10 protein-coding genes are annotated in these 15,254 nt (G+C 47.4%); 8 read left to right on the top strand and 2 right to left on the bottom strand.

Annotated elements, in window-relative coordinates; genetic code table 11:
• Positions 1-263 precede the first annotated feature (263 nt).
• A complete protein-coding gene (locus AC1VYS_RS05610) occupies positions 264-2,000 on the bottom strand; it encodes a methyl-accepting chemotaxis protein (protein ID WP_482914916.1) in 1,737 nt (578 codons plus the stop codon).
• Between the two features lie 638 nt (positions 2,001-2,638).
• Between AC1VYS_RS05610 and AC1VYS_RS05615 the strand changes: the two genes are divergently transcribed.
• From AC1VYS_RS05615 to AC1VYS_RS05635, 5 genes are all read left to right on the top strand, one after another.
• Positions 2,639-4,642: a CotH kinase family protein gene (locus tag AC1VYS_RS05615; RefSeq protein WP_482913375.1), complete on the top strand. Its 2,004-nt coding sequence runs from the start codon at positions 2,639-2,641 to the stop codon at positions 4,640-4,642.
• A 400-nt stretch (positions 4,643-5,042) separates the two neighbouring features.
• Positions 5,043-6,722, top strand: coding sequence for a methyl-accepting chemotaxis protein (locus AC1VYS_RS05620; protein ID WP_482934484.1), 1,680 nt, complete (start codon positions 5,043-5,045; stop codon positions 6,720-6,722).
• A gap of 181 nt (positions 6,723-6,903) precedes the next feature.
• Complete coding sequence (locus AC1VYS_RS05625) at positions 6,904-7,350, top strand: hypothetical protein (protein ID WP_482913377.1); 447 nt, start codon at positions 6,904-6,906, stop codon at positions 7,348-7,350.
• Positions 7,351-7,464: 114 nt separating this feature from the next.
• Positions 7,465-8,688, top strand: coding sequence for a sensor histidine kinase (locus tag AC1VYS_RS05630; RefSeq protein ID WP_482934485.1), 1,224 nt, complete (start codon positions 7,465-7,467; stop codon positions 8,686-8,688).
• Positions 8,685-9,407, top strand: coding sequence for a response regulator (locus AC1VYS_RS05635; protein ID WP_482913379.1), 723 nt, complete (start codon positions 8,685-8,687; stop codon positions 9,405-9,407). The genes AC1VYS_RS05630 and AC1VYS_RS05635 overlap by 4 nt, the downstream gene beginning before the upstream one ends.
• 568 nt (positions 9,408-9,975) lie before the next feature.
• Here the strand turns inward: AC1VYS_RS05635 and AC1VYS_RS05640 are convergent.
• A complete protein-coding gene (locus tag AC1VYS_RS05640) occupies positions 9,976-10,176 on the bottom strand; it encodes a cold-shock protein (protein ID WP_090917732.1) in 201 nt (66 codons plus the stop codon).
• 372 nt (positions 10,177-10,548) lie between these two features.
• Here AC1VYS_RS05640 and AC1VYS_RS05645 point away from each other — a divergent pair, with 372 nt between their 5' ends.
• Genes AC1VYS_RS05645 through AC1VYS_RS05655 form a run of 3 tightly spaced genes read left to right on the top strand, consistent with a single transcriptional unit; the run spans position 10,549 to position 15,180 of the window.
• Positions 10,549-12,159, top strand: coding sequence for a response regulator (locus AC1VYS_RS05645; RefSeq protein WP_482913380.1), 1,611 nt, complete (start codon positions 10,549-10,551; stop codon positions 12,157-12,159).
• Positions 12,156-13,979, top strand: a complete 1,824-nt coding sequence (locus AC1VYS_RS05650) for a cache domain-containing sensor histidine kinase (protein ID WP_482913381.1) — start codon at positions 12,156-12,158, stop codon at positions 13,977-13,979. The genes AC1VYS_RS05645 and AC1VYS_RS05650 overlap by 4 nt, the downstream gene beginning before the upstream one ends.
• Positions 13,966-15,180, top strand: a complete 1,215-nt coding sequence (locus AC1VYS_RS05655) for a sugar ABC transporter substrate-binding protein (protein ID WP_482913382.1) — start codon at positions 13,966-13,968, stop codon at positions 15,178-15,180. The genes AC1VYS_RS05650 and AC1VYS_RS05655 overlap by 14 nt, the downstream gene beginning before the upstream one ends.
• Positions 15,181-15,254 lie beyond the last annotated feature (74 nt).

Raw genomic sequence — 15,254 nt, forward strand, 5'->3', positions numbered from 1 at the left:
CGTACCTGCAGTGCTGCTACTGCTGGTTCATATGCAATTCACGCCATGCTCACTTCCACGCAAATTCCACGCATTCTGTGTCTTCACAGCTACTGGATGTCTCACCCATAGCCTTCTATACTTATCGAGTACTTCCGTACTTCCGTACTTCCGTACTTCCGTACTTCCGTACTTCCGTACTTCCGTACTTCCGTACTTCCGTACTTCCGTACTTCCGTACTTCTCACTTCCACGCCTTGCCGCAGTATCATATACTTCTCGGCCTATGCTTCTTTTACCTTAAAGAACGAGATGAGTTCTTGCAGTTGCTCGGATACTTCGGCTAACTCGTCGGATGCGCTGACGATGGAAGCCATGGATGTTTCCTGTTCGGCGATCGAGTGCTCGATGTGTTGGGTGCTGCTTGCTGCTTTGCTGACACTTGCGGACAGCTCGTCTGCGGTTGCGGACATTTCTTGTGTGCTCGCCGAGATTTCCTCGGTGGAACTGGAGATATCCTGGATTTGGTTCGCTACTTTGTTGGTAGCGATCATAATGTCTTCAAAGAAAGTTCCGGTTTCGCGCGTAACATTAAGGCCTTTTTGCACTTCTTCCGAACCGCGTTCCATCGCGTCTGCAGACTGTCCAATATCCCGCTGAATCTCATCGATTAGCGCGCGAATCTGGGTTGCGGATTCTTGAGACTGCTCTGCCAGCTTACGTACTTCTCCAGCCACGACTGCGAAGCCGCGTCCTTCTTCTCCAACACGTGCCGCTTCAATCGAAGCGTTCAGGGCGAGCAGGTTGGTCTGACCAGCAATATCCGTAATGATACCCACAATGCTGCTAATTTCATTGGAGCGGTTCTCCAAGGATTGAATCGAAGCATAGGTGTTCTGTACCGCGCTTGAGATCAGCCCCATCTGATCGATAACCTGCTGCATAATTTCGTGTCCATTGTTCGAACGTTGCTCCATGCTGAGTGCTTCATCGGCTACTTCAGCCGAGCTTCCGGCAATGTTCTGTACGACAGTGGACATCTCGGTCATGGCGCGAGCACTTTCCACGGTTGCTTTGTCCTGAGATACGAGACCCGTAGAGATTTCCCGAATGTTAGTGCTGATGGATTGAATGTTATCGTTGTTTTTAGCCGAGATATCCAGCAGTTCTTTCGACGAATTCGAGAGATGACGAGACGTATTCTTTACCTTGAAAAGCGTAGTGTTGAAGCGATCAATCATCGCATTAAACTTCTCGTTAATGACCCCGAGATCATCGCGTCCTGTCTGAATCGTAACATTCAGGTTGCCTGTGCTTACTTCCTCAATACCTTTCATGAGGTCACGGATCGGGCGCATGGTTTTTTTCAACAGAATAAATTGCAATACCATGAATAGAACCAGGAAGCCGATCAGGTACATCAGGCCGTACATCAGTAATTTATTAAGTCCTTTGGGAACGGCACTTGCATCAACATCAAAGTACAGCGCTGCGTAAATGGAGCCATCTGCCTTTTTAACGGGATACATCAGTGTTGTCCACGTACCGAAATCATCGGTATAGAAATCACTAAACGCTGGTTTGCCGGTCGCATTCATATCATCAAGGCCGTGCTCAATCTGAGGAGATAACGGATAGTTTGTCCCAGGCAGATACTTATCTTTCTCAAACGCTTCAACCAGACTGGTTGGAATCGCATAAATCGGAGCGCTTTTCTCCTGATCTAGCTGTGAACCGAAAATGTAAGCTTGCGCGATATTCGGATTAAAGGTATGAATGGAATCCAGATAATCCCGTAGTTTACTCTGATATGTATCGGAATAACTCTTCTCGGATGTGGCCTGTTCGACCTGACTTGTGTCTAAATCTTGGGACCATTTCGAGGTTGTAATCTCGGCTTGATCTTGCAGTTGATTGATTAATATACTTTTTTGCAACTGATAAGCTGCAGTGATCAGAATAATTCCAATCAGAGCGATGCTCCCGAATGAAATCACCAGATTCTTGGCGAAAAATGGCATGGTACTCCAGCGAAGCTTTTTAAACAAGGTCGTTCACTCCTCCTATAAAATTAAAAAAGGACTTCACCTGGACGTCGTATACGTTGCATAGGTTGTTGCCATCACAATAAGTGGACTTTCTCAATGGTTTGAAGATTTTTTTAGGTGCTACGGAAAAAACAAATACAAATACTATACAATACTCATTTTAATATTCACGTATATGAAATCCAGGTAAGTTCTACTCTTCACTTATATCGTTATTTCGACATATAAATGTTAGGTTTATCCAATAAAATAGGACTTATGAACCGGAACCTTTGAATCACATCTTAATTTTTGCGTAAAAAATTATATATAAATGGATATTCGTTGAAAAAGCGGAGAACCAGTATCGACGCATACTATTTTGATTTAAGATTCACTAAAGGTTTGTCCTCTATCATGGTTTTACAAGCCTCAGTTGCTTACTATGGCGTGTCTTGAAACCTACTGAAGAGCCTCTTTTACCGCATTTTGGCCCCCAACTGCGTCACTTTCCCTTGGCGTGCTCCGGCACGCCTGCGGAAAACTTCATGGCTTGGAACGGAAATTCAGCAAAAAAGGATTCCTTCAGAGTTTTCAGACACGTCCTAGAAAACCAAAAGGAGGATTCATCTTTGAACCATTTATTACGAAAAGTTGCAATTACGGCACTGTCTGTATCGTTGGTAGGCTCTTCTTATGGACTCATTGTCCCGAATGCGGTGTGGGCCGCAGAGGCATCTACAGCAGCGAAAAGTACAGGTGTCACTAAGGCTTATGAGTCGCTTTTTCAGACAGATAACGTGATTGACGTGAAAATTACGATTGACGAAGTCGATTGGAAAAGCATGCTAGAGAGCCCGTTGGATAAGGATTACAAAAATGTTAGTGTTGAAGTAGATGGTAAGAAACTCGACAATGTTGGTTTCTCCACTAAAGGAAACTCGACACTCTGGTCGGTTGCTTCGATGAAGGACTCAGACCGCTACAGCTTCAGGCTGAAATTCGACAAGTACGATAAAACACAAACACTGCTTGGTCTGGACAAGATGGTACTGAACAACAACTTTAGTGATCCTTCTTACATGCGTGAGGTGCTCCATTATGAAGCGTTGCGCAGCATTGGCATGGATGTGCCTATGACGAATTACGTCAACCTGTATGTCAACGGGGAACTGGTCGGTTTCTACACAGGTGTGGAAGCAGTAGACGACAGTTATCTGGAGCGCAATTACGGTGAGAGCTATAAAGATGGCGTCCTCTATGACACAGATGAAAAAAGTTATCTTCAATACAAAGATGGTAGCGATTACAGCACTCTCACCAAGGATTTGGGAACGGACAAGGATAAGGCCAAGCTCAAAAACTTTATCAAGATCTTAAATGACATGCCCGCAGGTGAAAAAGGAGACATCGAAAGCGTGCTGGATGTTGATTCCGCTCTTCAATATATTGCCGGTAACGTTGTACTGGGCAATTACGACAGTTACAACGGAGAGAAAGGGCACAACTACATGCTGTACAGCGATGCCAACGGCAAATTTACCGTTGTACCATGGGATTTCAACATGTCCTTTAACGGTTTAGGTTTCGGAGGCGGTGGCCGAAATAAGGGCGGAGCGTCTACTACAGCAGTGAATACGAACGCAACCAATGTATCGGTAGACGAGCCTGTACTGGGCATTAGCATGGATCAGGTGCCGATGATTAATAATTTGCTTGCCGTGCCGGAATACAAAGCGAAGTATCTTGCCTACGTCAACGAATTGACCGACTATCTGGAAGGGATCCAGGATCGCATTACAAGTCTGGCAGATAAGATTCGTCCGTATATTGAAGCAGACCCGACCAAGTTTTACACAACGGAGCAATTCGAATCCAACATTGTTTATTCCGCAACTACAGATGCAGCAGGTAGTATGGGAACACCCCCTGAAGGATTCGAGGGCATGACTCCACCGGAAGGTATGGAAGGCATGATGCCTCCAGAGGGCTTCGAAGGCTTCACTCCGCCGAATGGTATGACTCTTCCTGCTCAATCGGGGACAACTAAGGAAAACAATACATCTGGTGCAGATGCCAGCAACGATAATATGCCAACTCGTCCGGGAGGTAACCTCGGCGGCTTCGGGATGAATATGGGACTCATGACAGCGGGTTCGTTAACAACCTTTGCCCTTAACCGCCTTGCCAATCTGCAGGAGCAACTGGGCCGTGAAGTAACACCTTTGCCTGACACATCTGACGATGAGACAATCTCAAACAGCTCTGCCGGGACTACCAATCAAACCATTACTGTTTCACTGGACGGTAAGAACATAACTTTCCCCGATCAGAATCCCTTGGTGCAAGATGGTCGTGTGATGGTTCCCGTCAATGCTCTCCTTGAAGCGCTTGGTGCGGAAGTGAAGTGGAATCCAGCAGCCAAAACCGTAACAGCCGTTCTGAATGACCAGACGTTTGTACTCCAGATCGGCAGCAACACAGTAACAGTGAATGGTAAGGCAATCCAGATGGATACATCAAGCATTATTCAAAACAATCGTACGCTGGTTCCATTGCGATTCCTCTCGGAAGGGGTGGGATTGAAGGTGGATTGGAATGCAACCGATGCATTGGTGAGTCTGACATCGGAATAGAAAATCCGGGTGGGTGAACCGGATCAACGAGAGCAAACAAGTGAGCGAGCGATAGTAAAATTCCCCGACAAAGTCGTACCTTCTTTCCAATAAGCGGAGGGGTACGACTTTATTTGGTTTACTTTCCTAAACAAATAGTTATCTGCACTTTTAGGACATATGGCACATCATCCATATTCCGAATCTCCCAGCCCCATACATCTTTTGACACAATTACGGAGAATGCGTAAACGGCTAGTTAATATTTTAGAAAAAAATGTGATAAAGATCACAGTCAGATTATAAAAAATGTGTATACCCGCACCGATAAGTCTATATGTGAAATCTCTAAGCAGAACCCAATCTGTCAGAGATCAAGACAATTTAATCGTGAAAAGGGTGGCTCACACACATGCGTAGCATGAGTATTGGTACTAAAATCAGTTTGATCGTGATCGGTATTTTCATTTTGTTCTCCTCGGCCGTAGCGGTCAGCGTTGTGATGGAGATGCGAAATGGAATTAAGACATTCGCTACCGAAAAGGCAAAACGTGACCTCGAGATGGCGAATCACATCTTGTCATACAAATATCCGGGCGACTGGGCTATTAAAGATGGGCAGTTATATAAAGGAACTGCATTGTTGGAAGAAAATTTTGATCTGGTGGACGAAATCGGCAATGCGTCAGGGGATACCGTGACCATTTTTCGCGGAGATGAACGAATCGCTACGAATGTAATGGTTGACGGGAAACGCGCCATAGGCACGAAGGTGTCCGAACAGGTGGCACAGACCGTTTTACAGAAGGGTGAAAAGTATTTTGGGGAAGCGGTTGTTGTCGGCCAGAAGACTCAAACTGCTTATGAACCCATTAAAAATGCATCAGGAGAGATTATCGGTATTTTCTATGTGGGTGCTTCACAATCATTAATTGATGTGATTATCTCTTCGTTTCTTCTAACTTTTCTGATCGTCGTTGGTATTGCGATGCTGATTGCCATTGTGTTGATCGTTTGGTATATCCGCAGGGTAAGAGCGAGAATTAATCGGGTATCTCTTGCCATTAAACGTGCTGGAACGGGGGACTTCACACAGCCAGTGGTCGATCATGTTAGAGACGAGATTGGCATGCTAAGCGCCGGTTACAATGAAATGAGAAGTAGCTTGCAGGGCATTATTCAAAACGGGCTGGACGCAGCGGATAAAGCAGGTCATTCCACGGGATTGCTACTACAGATTGCGGAACAGACCGCAAGTGTGTCAGAACAGATTGCTGTCTCTGTCGAACAGGTCGCGCGAGGGGCCGAAAGTCAGACTGTAAGTACGGAAGAGAATCTGCAAGCGATGGAAGAGGTCGCTATCGGCGTACAGCGTATAGCAGATAGAGCTTCCAGCATTGCAGATGCCGCAGTGTACTCACGGGAGCAAGCGGATACCGGGGGACAAGCGGTACAGCTAACGGTGGAACAGATGGTAGCCATTGAAGCTTCTGTCAGTGCAACGGATGAAGTGATTCGTATGCTGGAGGAGAAGTCTGCTCAGATCGGTCAGATGGTATCTGCTATACATGACATTGCAGGCCAGACGAATCTGCTCGCGCTTAATGCTTCCATCGAGGCTGCAAGAGCAGGAGAACACGGGAGAGGTTTTGCCGTTGTCTCCACCGAAGTGCGGAAGCTGGCTGAACAGGCTGGGCAATCGTCGAGCCAGATTGAAGCACTTGTCGGAGCGATGGAACAGGACATGTTGCATTCCTTGGCAGCGATGGCCAAAGTGAAGCAAGAAGTAAGTGAAGGTTTGCGACTTACAAAAGAAACCGAACAGAGCTTTACCCAGATCCGGGATACGAACCTGCGCATTGCCACAGAGATTGAGGATATGGCGGCGACCAGTGAAGAGATGTCGGCAGGTGTAGAGCAGATTGTGGCATCGGTGAACGAGATTGCACGTCATGCACAGACGGCTAGTGCCAACTCTCAACATGCAGCCGGGTCTGCACAAGAGCAACTCAAGTCTGTGGAGCAGATCAAGGAATCCGCTGCGATGCTGTCTGACGTTTCGGCTGAACTGCAGGTATCCCTGAAACCTTTTAAAATATAACGTATTCAAGGTATCTACCGCACTAAGCTTTCTCCCATATCGTTCTGCAGATTGAAGCAAAATCACATGAAGTCCACCTACGGGTGGACTTTCGTTGACTTCTAGCTGGTTATACTGTTCTACATAGAGCGGTGAGAAGAGAAGTCAGATACGCTAAATCAGAGAAAGTGGGGAATGTTAGATGTTAAACATGGTGATTACAGCTTTCATTATTGTATTGTTATCGATGCGGGAAAAAGAGGTTAAGCTTGATCGCATGTGGGTGATGCCTGTCATTGTTGCTGTAGCGATCTTTTTCAGTGTATCCCAAGTACCTCTTACAGGGTTGACGTTGCTCTTTTATATTATGTTTCTGGTCATTGGTTGCGGGATAGGCTTGTGGCGTGCCTGGATGGAACGCTTACGGGTTGATTCGGCGACTGGTAAAGTAATGTCCAAAGGTTCGATGGGTGCGGCTATTGTGCTTATCGTCATTATGCTGCTCAAGCATTATATCGGTACCCTGGATGTACATCATAGCGTGGTTGCCCTGAGCAGCGCATTACTGTTTATGCCGCTCGGAAGTATCGCTGCTCGTCGGTTTATCATTTATTATCGGGTTCGTCACATGCAAGCTACCAAGGTATAGTTTTCAAGCGTATAGTCGAAATTACACTGAAATCCTTACGAGGAGTCATCTGATCAGGCACGCTGGATTCAAGGTGATGCGAAAGGGAAACTTATGCAGAATCAAATGGTCACGTTGGATAACATACGGAAATTTATAGCTAATCACACAGGGGATATGATTCTCAGTCTGTTGCTACTGTATAATCTGGTCAACCCAATGGAAGCATTCACTTGGCTCAGTCTATGTGCAGGGCTGGTTATTCGTCTGCCTTATTTTATTTTGGTCTGGACACCGAACTGGCTGAAAAAAGATCGGATTCGTACGATCATGATTGGTTTAACCTGGGCGGCTACGCTTCTCTATGCAGCATTGTTCCATGCAGAATATCGCATTTTTGAGCTTACCTTTTATCTCATCGGATATGCTGCGTTGAATCTGCCCGTATTCCGTTCCTGGTGTCTGGGTTTAATCATTCTCGTGGGTAACGGGCTATTATTGTATGCTGCCGGAGTGGAGTTACATCAGATTTGGTTATATACGATGGCTTATATTGTCACGTACATTTTTTGCTGGGGAGCAAGGATCAAGCGGGAGAGCAGGCGAGCGAGCGAGCGTCATTATGCAGAATTACAGGCTGTACATGCCGAATTGAGCCAGGCACATGATGAGCTTCAGCATACGCATGAAGAATTGGAACGGGCAACCGTGCGTTTAATGCACTATGCGGTGCTTGAAGAGCGGGGACGAATATCGATGGATTTGCACGATAGTATCGGGAATCGCCTGACATCGGCTATTGTGCAACTTCAAGCTATTCCTTATATGATGAAGGTGGACGCGACTGAAGCGGATAAAGCCATTGGCACCGTGCTGGATGTGGTGCGGCAAAGCTTGCAGGAAGTGCGGACGGTGGCTCATCAGATGGGGAGTGGCGAAGCTGGGCTTGGGCTGGTTGCGCTGAACAGTCTGGTCAGTGAAGTACAGAAGTTAACCGGTTGTTCCATTGAACTGCGCTATGCTGGTCAAAAGGAAGCATGGACGCAGGAAACGTCCGAACTTCTGTACCGGATTCTACAGGAGGCCTTATCGAACATTATTCGTCATGCCCAAGCTACCCAAGTAAGCGTACATATCAAGGAACAGGAAGAGGATCTGTTCATGCAGGTAGAGGATAACGGCGTATTCATCCAGCAACAACCGCTTGTACCGGGTTTTGGCTTATCCAGTATGAGAGCAAGGTGTGAAAGAGTTGGAGGATCAATGACCATCCAAGCGATCCATCCGCACGGAATGAAGCTGACTGTTTGCATTCCACATGGAGGTATAAAAGCAGTAGCAGGAGGAGGTGAGCCATGACAGAGCAACCAACGATTCGTGTGCTTCTAGTGGATGACCAGCATCTGGTCAGGCATGGGTTGCGTTTTATTATTAATGCCCAGCAAGATATGGAAGTGATTGGTGAGGCAGGGAGCGGACATGAGGCGGTGAGGCTTGCGGCAGAGCTAAACCCCCACGTCGTGTTTATGGATGTGCAGATGGAGGACGGGGACGGACTGGAAGCCACACAGGCTTTACTGGATTTACAGCCTGAATGCAAGGTCGTCATATTAACGACGTTTGATCAAGAAGATTATGTATATCAGGGAATACGTTCCGGGGCCGTAGGTTATCTGCTGAAGGACGCCGCACCGGAAGAACTGATTGATGCGGTCAGGGCGGCTTATCGGGGTGAAGCGATATACAGAACCGCTGTTGCCGCGAAGATGATCGGCATAGCAGTACGGTCGCACGGAACATCAGCCCAGGATGAAAAAAAAGCCAAAGAAGCTGTGAATTCTCCATTTAACGAGGATAACGGTGAGCAGCCTTCGCCACTTACAGATGCGTTTACTGGACGTGAGCTTGAAGTGCTGCAGCAGATGGCTTATGGGCTACGGAATGAAGAGATTGCCCGAAAGTTGTTCATTGGCGAGAGCACCGTGAAGACACATGTGCACCGTATTTTGCAGAAGATTCAGGTGGAGGATCGCACGCAGGCAGTGGTTTTTGCAATTCGAAACGGTTATGTAAAATAAGCATACAGATGTAGGACTACAAATAAAATAGAAATAGGCCCTGTACCGTTCAAGCGGTTCAGGGCCTTCTGCTTATGTCGGATAGGTTGCTGTCATTTCGTGGTTAACGTTCGGTCTTGCGATCCTTAGGTTTGGACGGATCTACCGGATGTGTAGGACGCGAGTGAGCTTCGGAGCTTTCTGTGCTCGTTTGCTGAGGTGAGTAGAAGTTAATGATGTCGTCAACCGTGGAAAATACAACGTGTTCACTTGCTTTATAATGATCTGTTGGAATAAAAACCTCTTTTCTGTGATGGATATAAGTGTAAGGAAGGTGTTTATACGGAAACTCCGATGACAGAATAACCTTTCTATCGCTGTTATCCCCAGATTTTTTGATTCCCTTTTCCAAAAGGGAAAATCCGGTGATAAAGGCGAACGCTTCGCTTATCCAGGTTTTTTCTGTTCTCTCCGTTATTGTATAAACAGAAGTTCCGAACTTATATCGTGATGGATGTAGATAAAATAACAACGAAGTAAGCGTCAGTGGGCATAAATAAAGGGCTGCCGAAGGCAGCCCCCGTATCAATTACAGTTTAGTAACGTTCTCCGCTTGTGGTCCACGGTTACCTTGAGTTACTTCAAACTCTACACGCTGACCTTCGTCCAACGTTTTGTAACCATCACCTTGAATGGCGCTGAAGTGAACGAATACGTCTGTTCCTTCTTCAGTTTCGATGAAGCCAAATCCTTTGTCCGCGTTGAACCATTTTACTGTACCTGTTTGCATGTGATTCCTCCAAAAATAATAAGTTTTGTACGACCATTGGTATGAGCTGTATCCAATCCTGATTAATGCTCACTCGGTAGTTAAACCGTAGACTTAATGTCCACTAATGTATCGACCTATATCATCATAACACGCGTGCCAATATAAGTCAATTTTTGAATGTATTTTCTAAAGGAAATATTTAGTTTGAAAGCGCAATTCCTTGTCATAACTCAATCAAAGTTAAGAAACATCGTCCATTTTTTCGTTTGAAAAGAAAGCGATTACATAAACTTGTTTTTATTGTATATTATGTTGGAAACCTTGCGTTGGAGGATATCGGTTACTGGCCAGGGAGTACTAGCCGTTAGATAAAAAGGGAGGAATCAACATATGTACCGGGTCCTGCTCGTGGATGATGAGGAAGATGTACGTGAAGGATTGGTTATCGAAGTGGATTGGGAAGCACTCGATCTGCGTATTGCAGGTCTGGCCGAGAACGGGCGTGAGGCATTGGAGATGGCAGAGCGGGTGGAGCCGGACATTGTAATTACCGACATCAGCATGCCATTTATGGACGGTCTGGAACTGGCGCGAAGATTGAGAGAGAGGAATCCGCTGGTGAAGGTCGTTATTTTAACGGGATATGATGAATTTGATTACGCTCGTCAGGCGGTGTCTCTTAGTGTAGATGAATACTTGCTGAAGCCCTTCTCGGCAGGTCATCTTACCGAACTGCTCACCAGATTGCGTGCCCAGATGGAGGCGGAAATTGCAGAGCGTGAGGATGTACAGCAGTTGAGAGAGCACTATCGCTCCAGCTTGCCTTTATTACAGGCGGATCTGATTGCAACGCTACTGCATCGTCAGAAGTCTTCTTCCTATATATTAAGCAGGGCAAGTCAGTGCGGACTGCAACTGACCGGGAAACGTTATGCTGTTTCTGTTCTGACATTGCATCCGTCCGAAGATCCTGAATTAAAGCTATTTGCTGCACTTAATATTGCAGCAGAAGTCTGGACGGACCACACAGCAGGATATGCTTTTATGCATCAGGAGACAGTGGTCTTGCTCTATGTTGAGCCTCTGAACGTATCCGAAGGAAAAGCAGAAAATCTGCAACAGCAGGCACTGGAAAATGTGTTGCGAAGCATCCGTCACTATTTACGTGTACCCGTAACGATTGGGTCGAGTCGTCTTGTAGATACACTTCCCGATGTGAAACATGCATATGAGGATGCTCTGCTGGCACTGGATTACCGGCTGGTACCTGGAACGGATTCACTGATTTACATTGCCGATGTGGAGCGTCAGACCGCAGGCAAACTGCGTTTTGATGAATTGAAACAACAGACGTTAACCCGCTGTTTGAAGGCAGGAACGCAGGCAGAGCTGGGGCAAGGGCTGCAGATCATTTTCCGGGAAATTACGGTCGACCATGGGCGCAATGATATTCAGTTGTATTTGATCGAGGTATTAACTACGGTTTGGAAGGCCGCGCAGGCTTCGGGTGAAGAGATGGAGGATATATTCGGTGCCGGATTCCAGCTGTATACGGATCTGTTTCGACTTCCGGGTCTGTCCGAGGCACAACATAAGGTGAGTGAAGTGTGTCTGCTTGTGCAGCAGCGAATCGCCAGTGGACGTCAGTATGTGTACAAAGATATTGTGGAGCAGGCGCTCACATTTACGAAAAAGCATTATGCCGATCCGGATCTGTCCATTCAGAAGGTATGCGCACATTTACATATCAGCTCCGGTTATTTTTGCAGTATTTTCAAAAAAGAAGTACAGCTTACCTTCCTGCAATATCTGATGCAGATTCGCATGGATGAGGCAAGGGAACTGCTTCGCTCCACGGAGCTGAAGTCGTTTCAGATAGCCGAGAAGGTAGGCTTTGCCGAGCCGAATTATTTCAGTTTTTGTTTTAAAAAGCATATCGGGGTCTCGCCCAAAGAGTATCGCAAACAAGCCGCGGCGGCCCCTGAAGGTTCCCCTCAATGAGCTGGAGCACGTTAACCGCACGAATCAAGTCTATGGTGATGAAGCTCCGCTTGGTTGTACGTTCATCCAAAGTCAGCAGTATTCGTTCTATTATTACGTGGTCGTTCTCCATCTTCATTGTTCTGGTACTCACCATTATGGCGATATTACTACATGACAAATTCACCCAGGCTGCGGAGCGCAGTGCAGAATTGTCGACCAGACAGATTGTGGATCAGGTCAGTTATAACCTGGAGGATTACGTGCGCAGCATGTCCCATCTGTATCGTGCCATCGAGGAACATATGCTTCGGGATGGAACATGGGAGGGGGAACAGGTCGATAAACAGCTGGATACATTGCTCAGCAGCCGGGAAGATATCATTTCCATTACGCTACTCGATGCGGACGGACAGCTGCTCAAGAACAGACCTGCCGCCGCGTTGAAACGCAGTGCTCATGTCACCCAGCAAGGGTGGTTTCAATCTGCATTGCGTGTACCTAATCATCTGAGTTTTTCCTTGCCTCATATTCAGAATATGTATGCTGGCCCTTATAAGTGGGTCGTTTCAATGAGCAAAGGTATAACCATTAAACAGCAAGGTCAGGAGCAGCGAGTTATCCTGCTGGTTGATATTAATTTCAAACAAATGGACGAGTTGAGCAGCCGGGTCAGCCTGGGGCAACGGGGTTACGTCTACATTATTGATGAGAGTGCAGGCAACATTGTGTACCATCCGCAACAACAACTCATGTATATGGGATTGAAAAAAGAAAATATCGAGCAAGCTCTGGTAGCTACGGGGAGTTACGAAGATGAGGCGAATGGGCAAAAAAGGCTGAATACCGTCAAGTCGGTGGCCAATATCGGTTGGAAAATTGTCGGTGTGGCGTATCTGGACGAAATTATGACGACACGCCAGGAAGTGAACGGATACCTGATCCGTGTGCTGGTCGTTGTGCTGGTGCTTGTCATCGTGGTATCCCTGTTTCTCTCTTCGAGTCTGACACGTCCCATCCGGCGGATGGAGCGGAAGATGAAGGCGGTGGAGCGAGGGGATTTCAACGTGGAATTACCGACAACGGGACCACTTGAGGTCGAGCGTCTGGCACGCAGGTTTAACCTCATGGTGAACAAAATCCGTAACCTCATGGATGAGATCATTCATGAACAGGAACAGAAACGCCGTCTGGAGCTGGAGGCGCTACAGGCTCAAATTAATCCGCATTTTCTGTATAACACGCTGAATTCGGTTGTGCGCATGGTGGGTATGAGCCGTAATGATGAAGTCATCACGATGATTACGTCGCTTTCCCGGTTATTTCGCATCAGTCTCAGTCAAGGCAAAACCATTATTACCTTAAGGGAAGAGCTGGAGCATGCCCGTCACTACCTGACCATTCAGCAGATGCGATTCAAACACAAGTTTACTTTCACTATCCATGCAGATGAGCAGGTACTGGACTGCCTAACACTGAAGCTGATTCTACAGCCGCTCATCGAGAATGCCATTGTGCACGGCATTGAGTACCACATGGATGAGGGAAGTATTGAGGTGCATGTGCAGCGTGAAGAGTATGCCATTTTATTCCGCATCACGGATAACGGTGTAGGTATGTCGGAGGAACAGCTGGCAGGATTGCTCAGTGGTCGTCCAGTGGTGAAAAGCGGAGCAGGTTCCGGTGTCGCTGTACGCAATGTACATGATCGCATCAGGCACTATTATGGTGAGGGGTATGGGCTTGAATTCGCCAGTGAGCTGGAGGAGGGCACAACCGTATGGATTTGGATTCCTGTTCAAGAAGAGATGAAGGAGGACGGGATGAATGAGGGAAGGTAGCGAAATTAGCAACAACATCAGTAGCGAAAGTAACGAAAGCAACAGCGGAACCGGTAACCAGATCAAGAGCACACGCCGTGTATTGGCAAAAAAAAGCCAGGCAACTTTTCCGGTACCCCCGGAATTTCGGCCGTTCCGGGCCTTGTTTCAGGCAGCATCAGCCTGCTGCCTGTTATTTTGTGCCGCCTGCGGCATGGCAAGGGCGGATCAATCGGCGTCGCCACAGCGCATAGCGCTGATTACGCCTGCGGGCACGGGGGAGCTCGCCGAAGCGATCCGCCTGGGAGCCGAGGCTGCCGCCAAAGAGCGCGGCGCACAGCTGATCACCGTTGAGGCGTATCCGATGGATTCCGCTTCCCACACCTCATCTAATGCGGACTATGTGATAAGTCCGCCATCTGTGGGCACACCAGCCGCAGCGAATCGGGATTTCACTCGCAGTGAGCGTGAGCAGGCCCAAGTCCAGGCAGCAGCACTCGCACTGAAACAAGGGGCAACAGCGCTGCTCATTGATCCGCTAAGCGAGGATGCTCTTGACGATATCATTAGGGAAGCAGAGACAGCAAGAACGGATGAGGGTGTCGTTCCCGTTATTGTGTTGAACGATGAGTTCCCTGTTAAAGGCATTACCAGTGTCATCTCGATGGACAATCTCGAAGCGGGACGACAGGCGGGTGAAGCGATGGCAGAATTATTGCAGGGGCACGGTCAGATTGCTTTAGTGGGCCCGGATGCGCTGAATGCAGGCCTGGTTCTCCGGGAGCAGGGGATCAAAGATGTATTATCGCAGTATCCCGGCATGGATGTAATCCCGAGAACGGTGTGCAACAACAGGGATGCGTGCTGGCAAGCAGTGAAGCAGCTACTGGATCAGCATGAGCTGACCGGGGTGATTGCTCTGCAAGAGCCGGCATCGCTCGGCGCGGCAGATGAACTGCATCGTCGCAAGGATGGAAGGCAGATCAGCATTGTTGGGTTCGGCAGCGAGCAACAGCAGTTAGAGCAACTACAGGAAGGTGTTTTTCAACGATTGATTGTACAGAACGGTTACAGTGCGGGCTACCTAGGGCTTAATCAGGCACTTGCCAAACTGGATCGGGAGCATGTCCAGACCCGGGTCATCTTGGAAACCAAGGTCGTTAGCACAGACAATATGTTCTGGATGGATAATCAAAAGCTCTTATTTCCATTTGTGCAATGAACTGATGAGGATTTCGATAGAACAGATGAAGATATTGTATTCGAAAATAATGTAAACCCTTTCATAATAAAGAC

This window comes from Paenibacillus sp. G34 (genome assembly GCF_056856875.1).

Coding starts and splice junctions, on each gene's coding strand:
- AC1VYS_RS05645 (WP_482913380.1), top strand. CDS start 10,549: ATGTACCGGGTCCTGCTCGTGGATGATGAGGAAGATGTACGTGAAGGA.
- AC1VYS_RS05625 (WP_482913377.1), top strand. CDS start 6,904: ATGTTAAACATGGTGATTACAGCTTTCATTATTGTATTGTTATCGATG.
- AC1VYS_RS05650 (WP_482913381.1), top strand. CDS start 12,156: ATGAGCTGGAGCACGTTAACCGCACGAATCAAGTCTATGGTGATGAAG.
- AC1VYS_RS05640 (WP_090917732.1), bottom strand. CDS start 10,176: ATGCAAACAGGTACAGTAAAATGGTTCAACGCGGACAAAGGATTTGGC.
- AC1VYS_RS05610 (WP_482914916.1), bottom strand. CDS start 2,000: ATGCCATTTTTCGCCAAGAATCTGGTGATTTCATTCGGGAGCATCGCT.
- AC1VYS_RS05635 (WP_482913379.1), top strand. CDS start 8,685: ATGACAGAGCAACCAACGATTCGTGTGCTTCTAGTGGATGACCAGCAT.
- AC1VYS_RS05620 (WP_482934484.1), top strand. CDS start 5,043: ATGAGTATTGGTACTAAAATCAGTTTGATCGTGATCGGTATTTTCATT.
- AC1VYS_RS05655 (WP_482913382.1), top strand. CDS start 13,966: ATGAGGGAAGGTAGCGAAATTAGCAACAACATCAGTAGCGAAAGTAAC.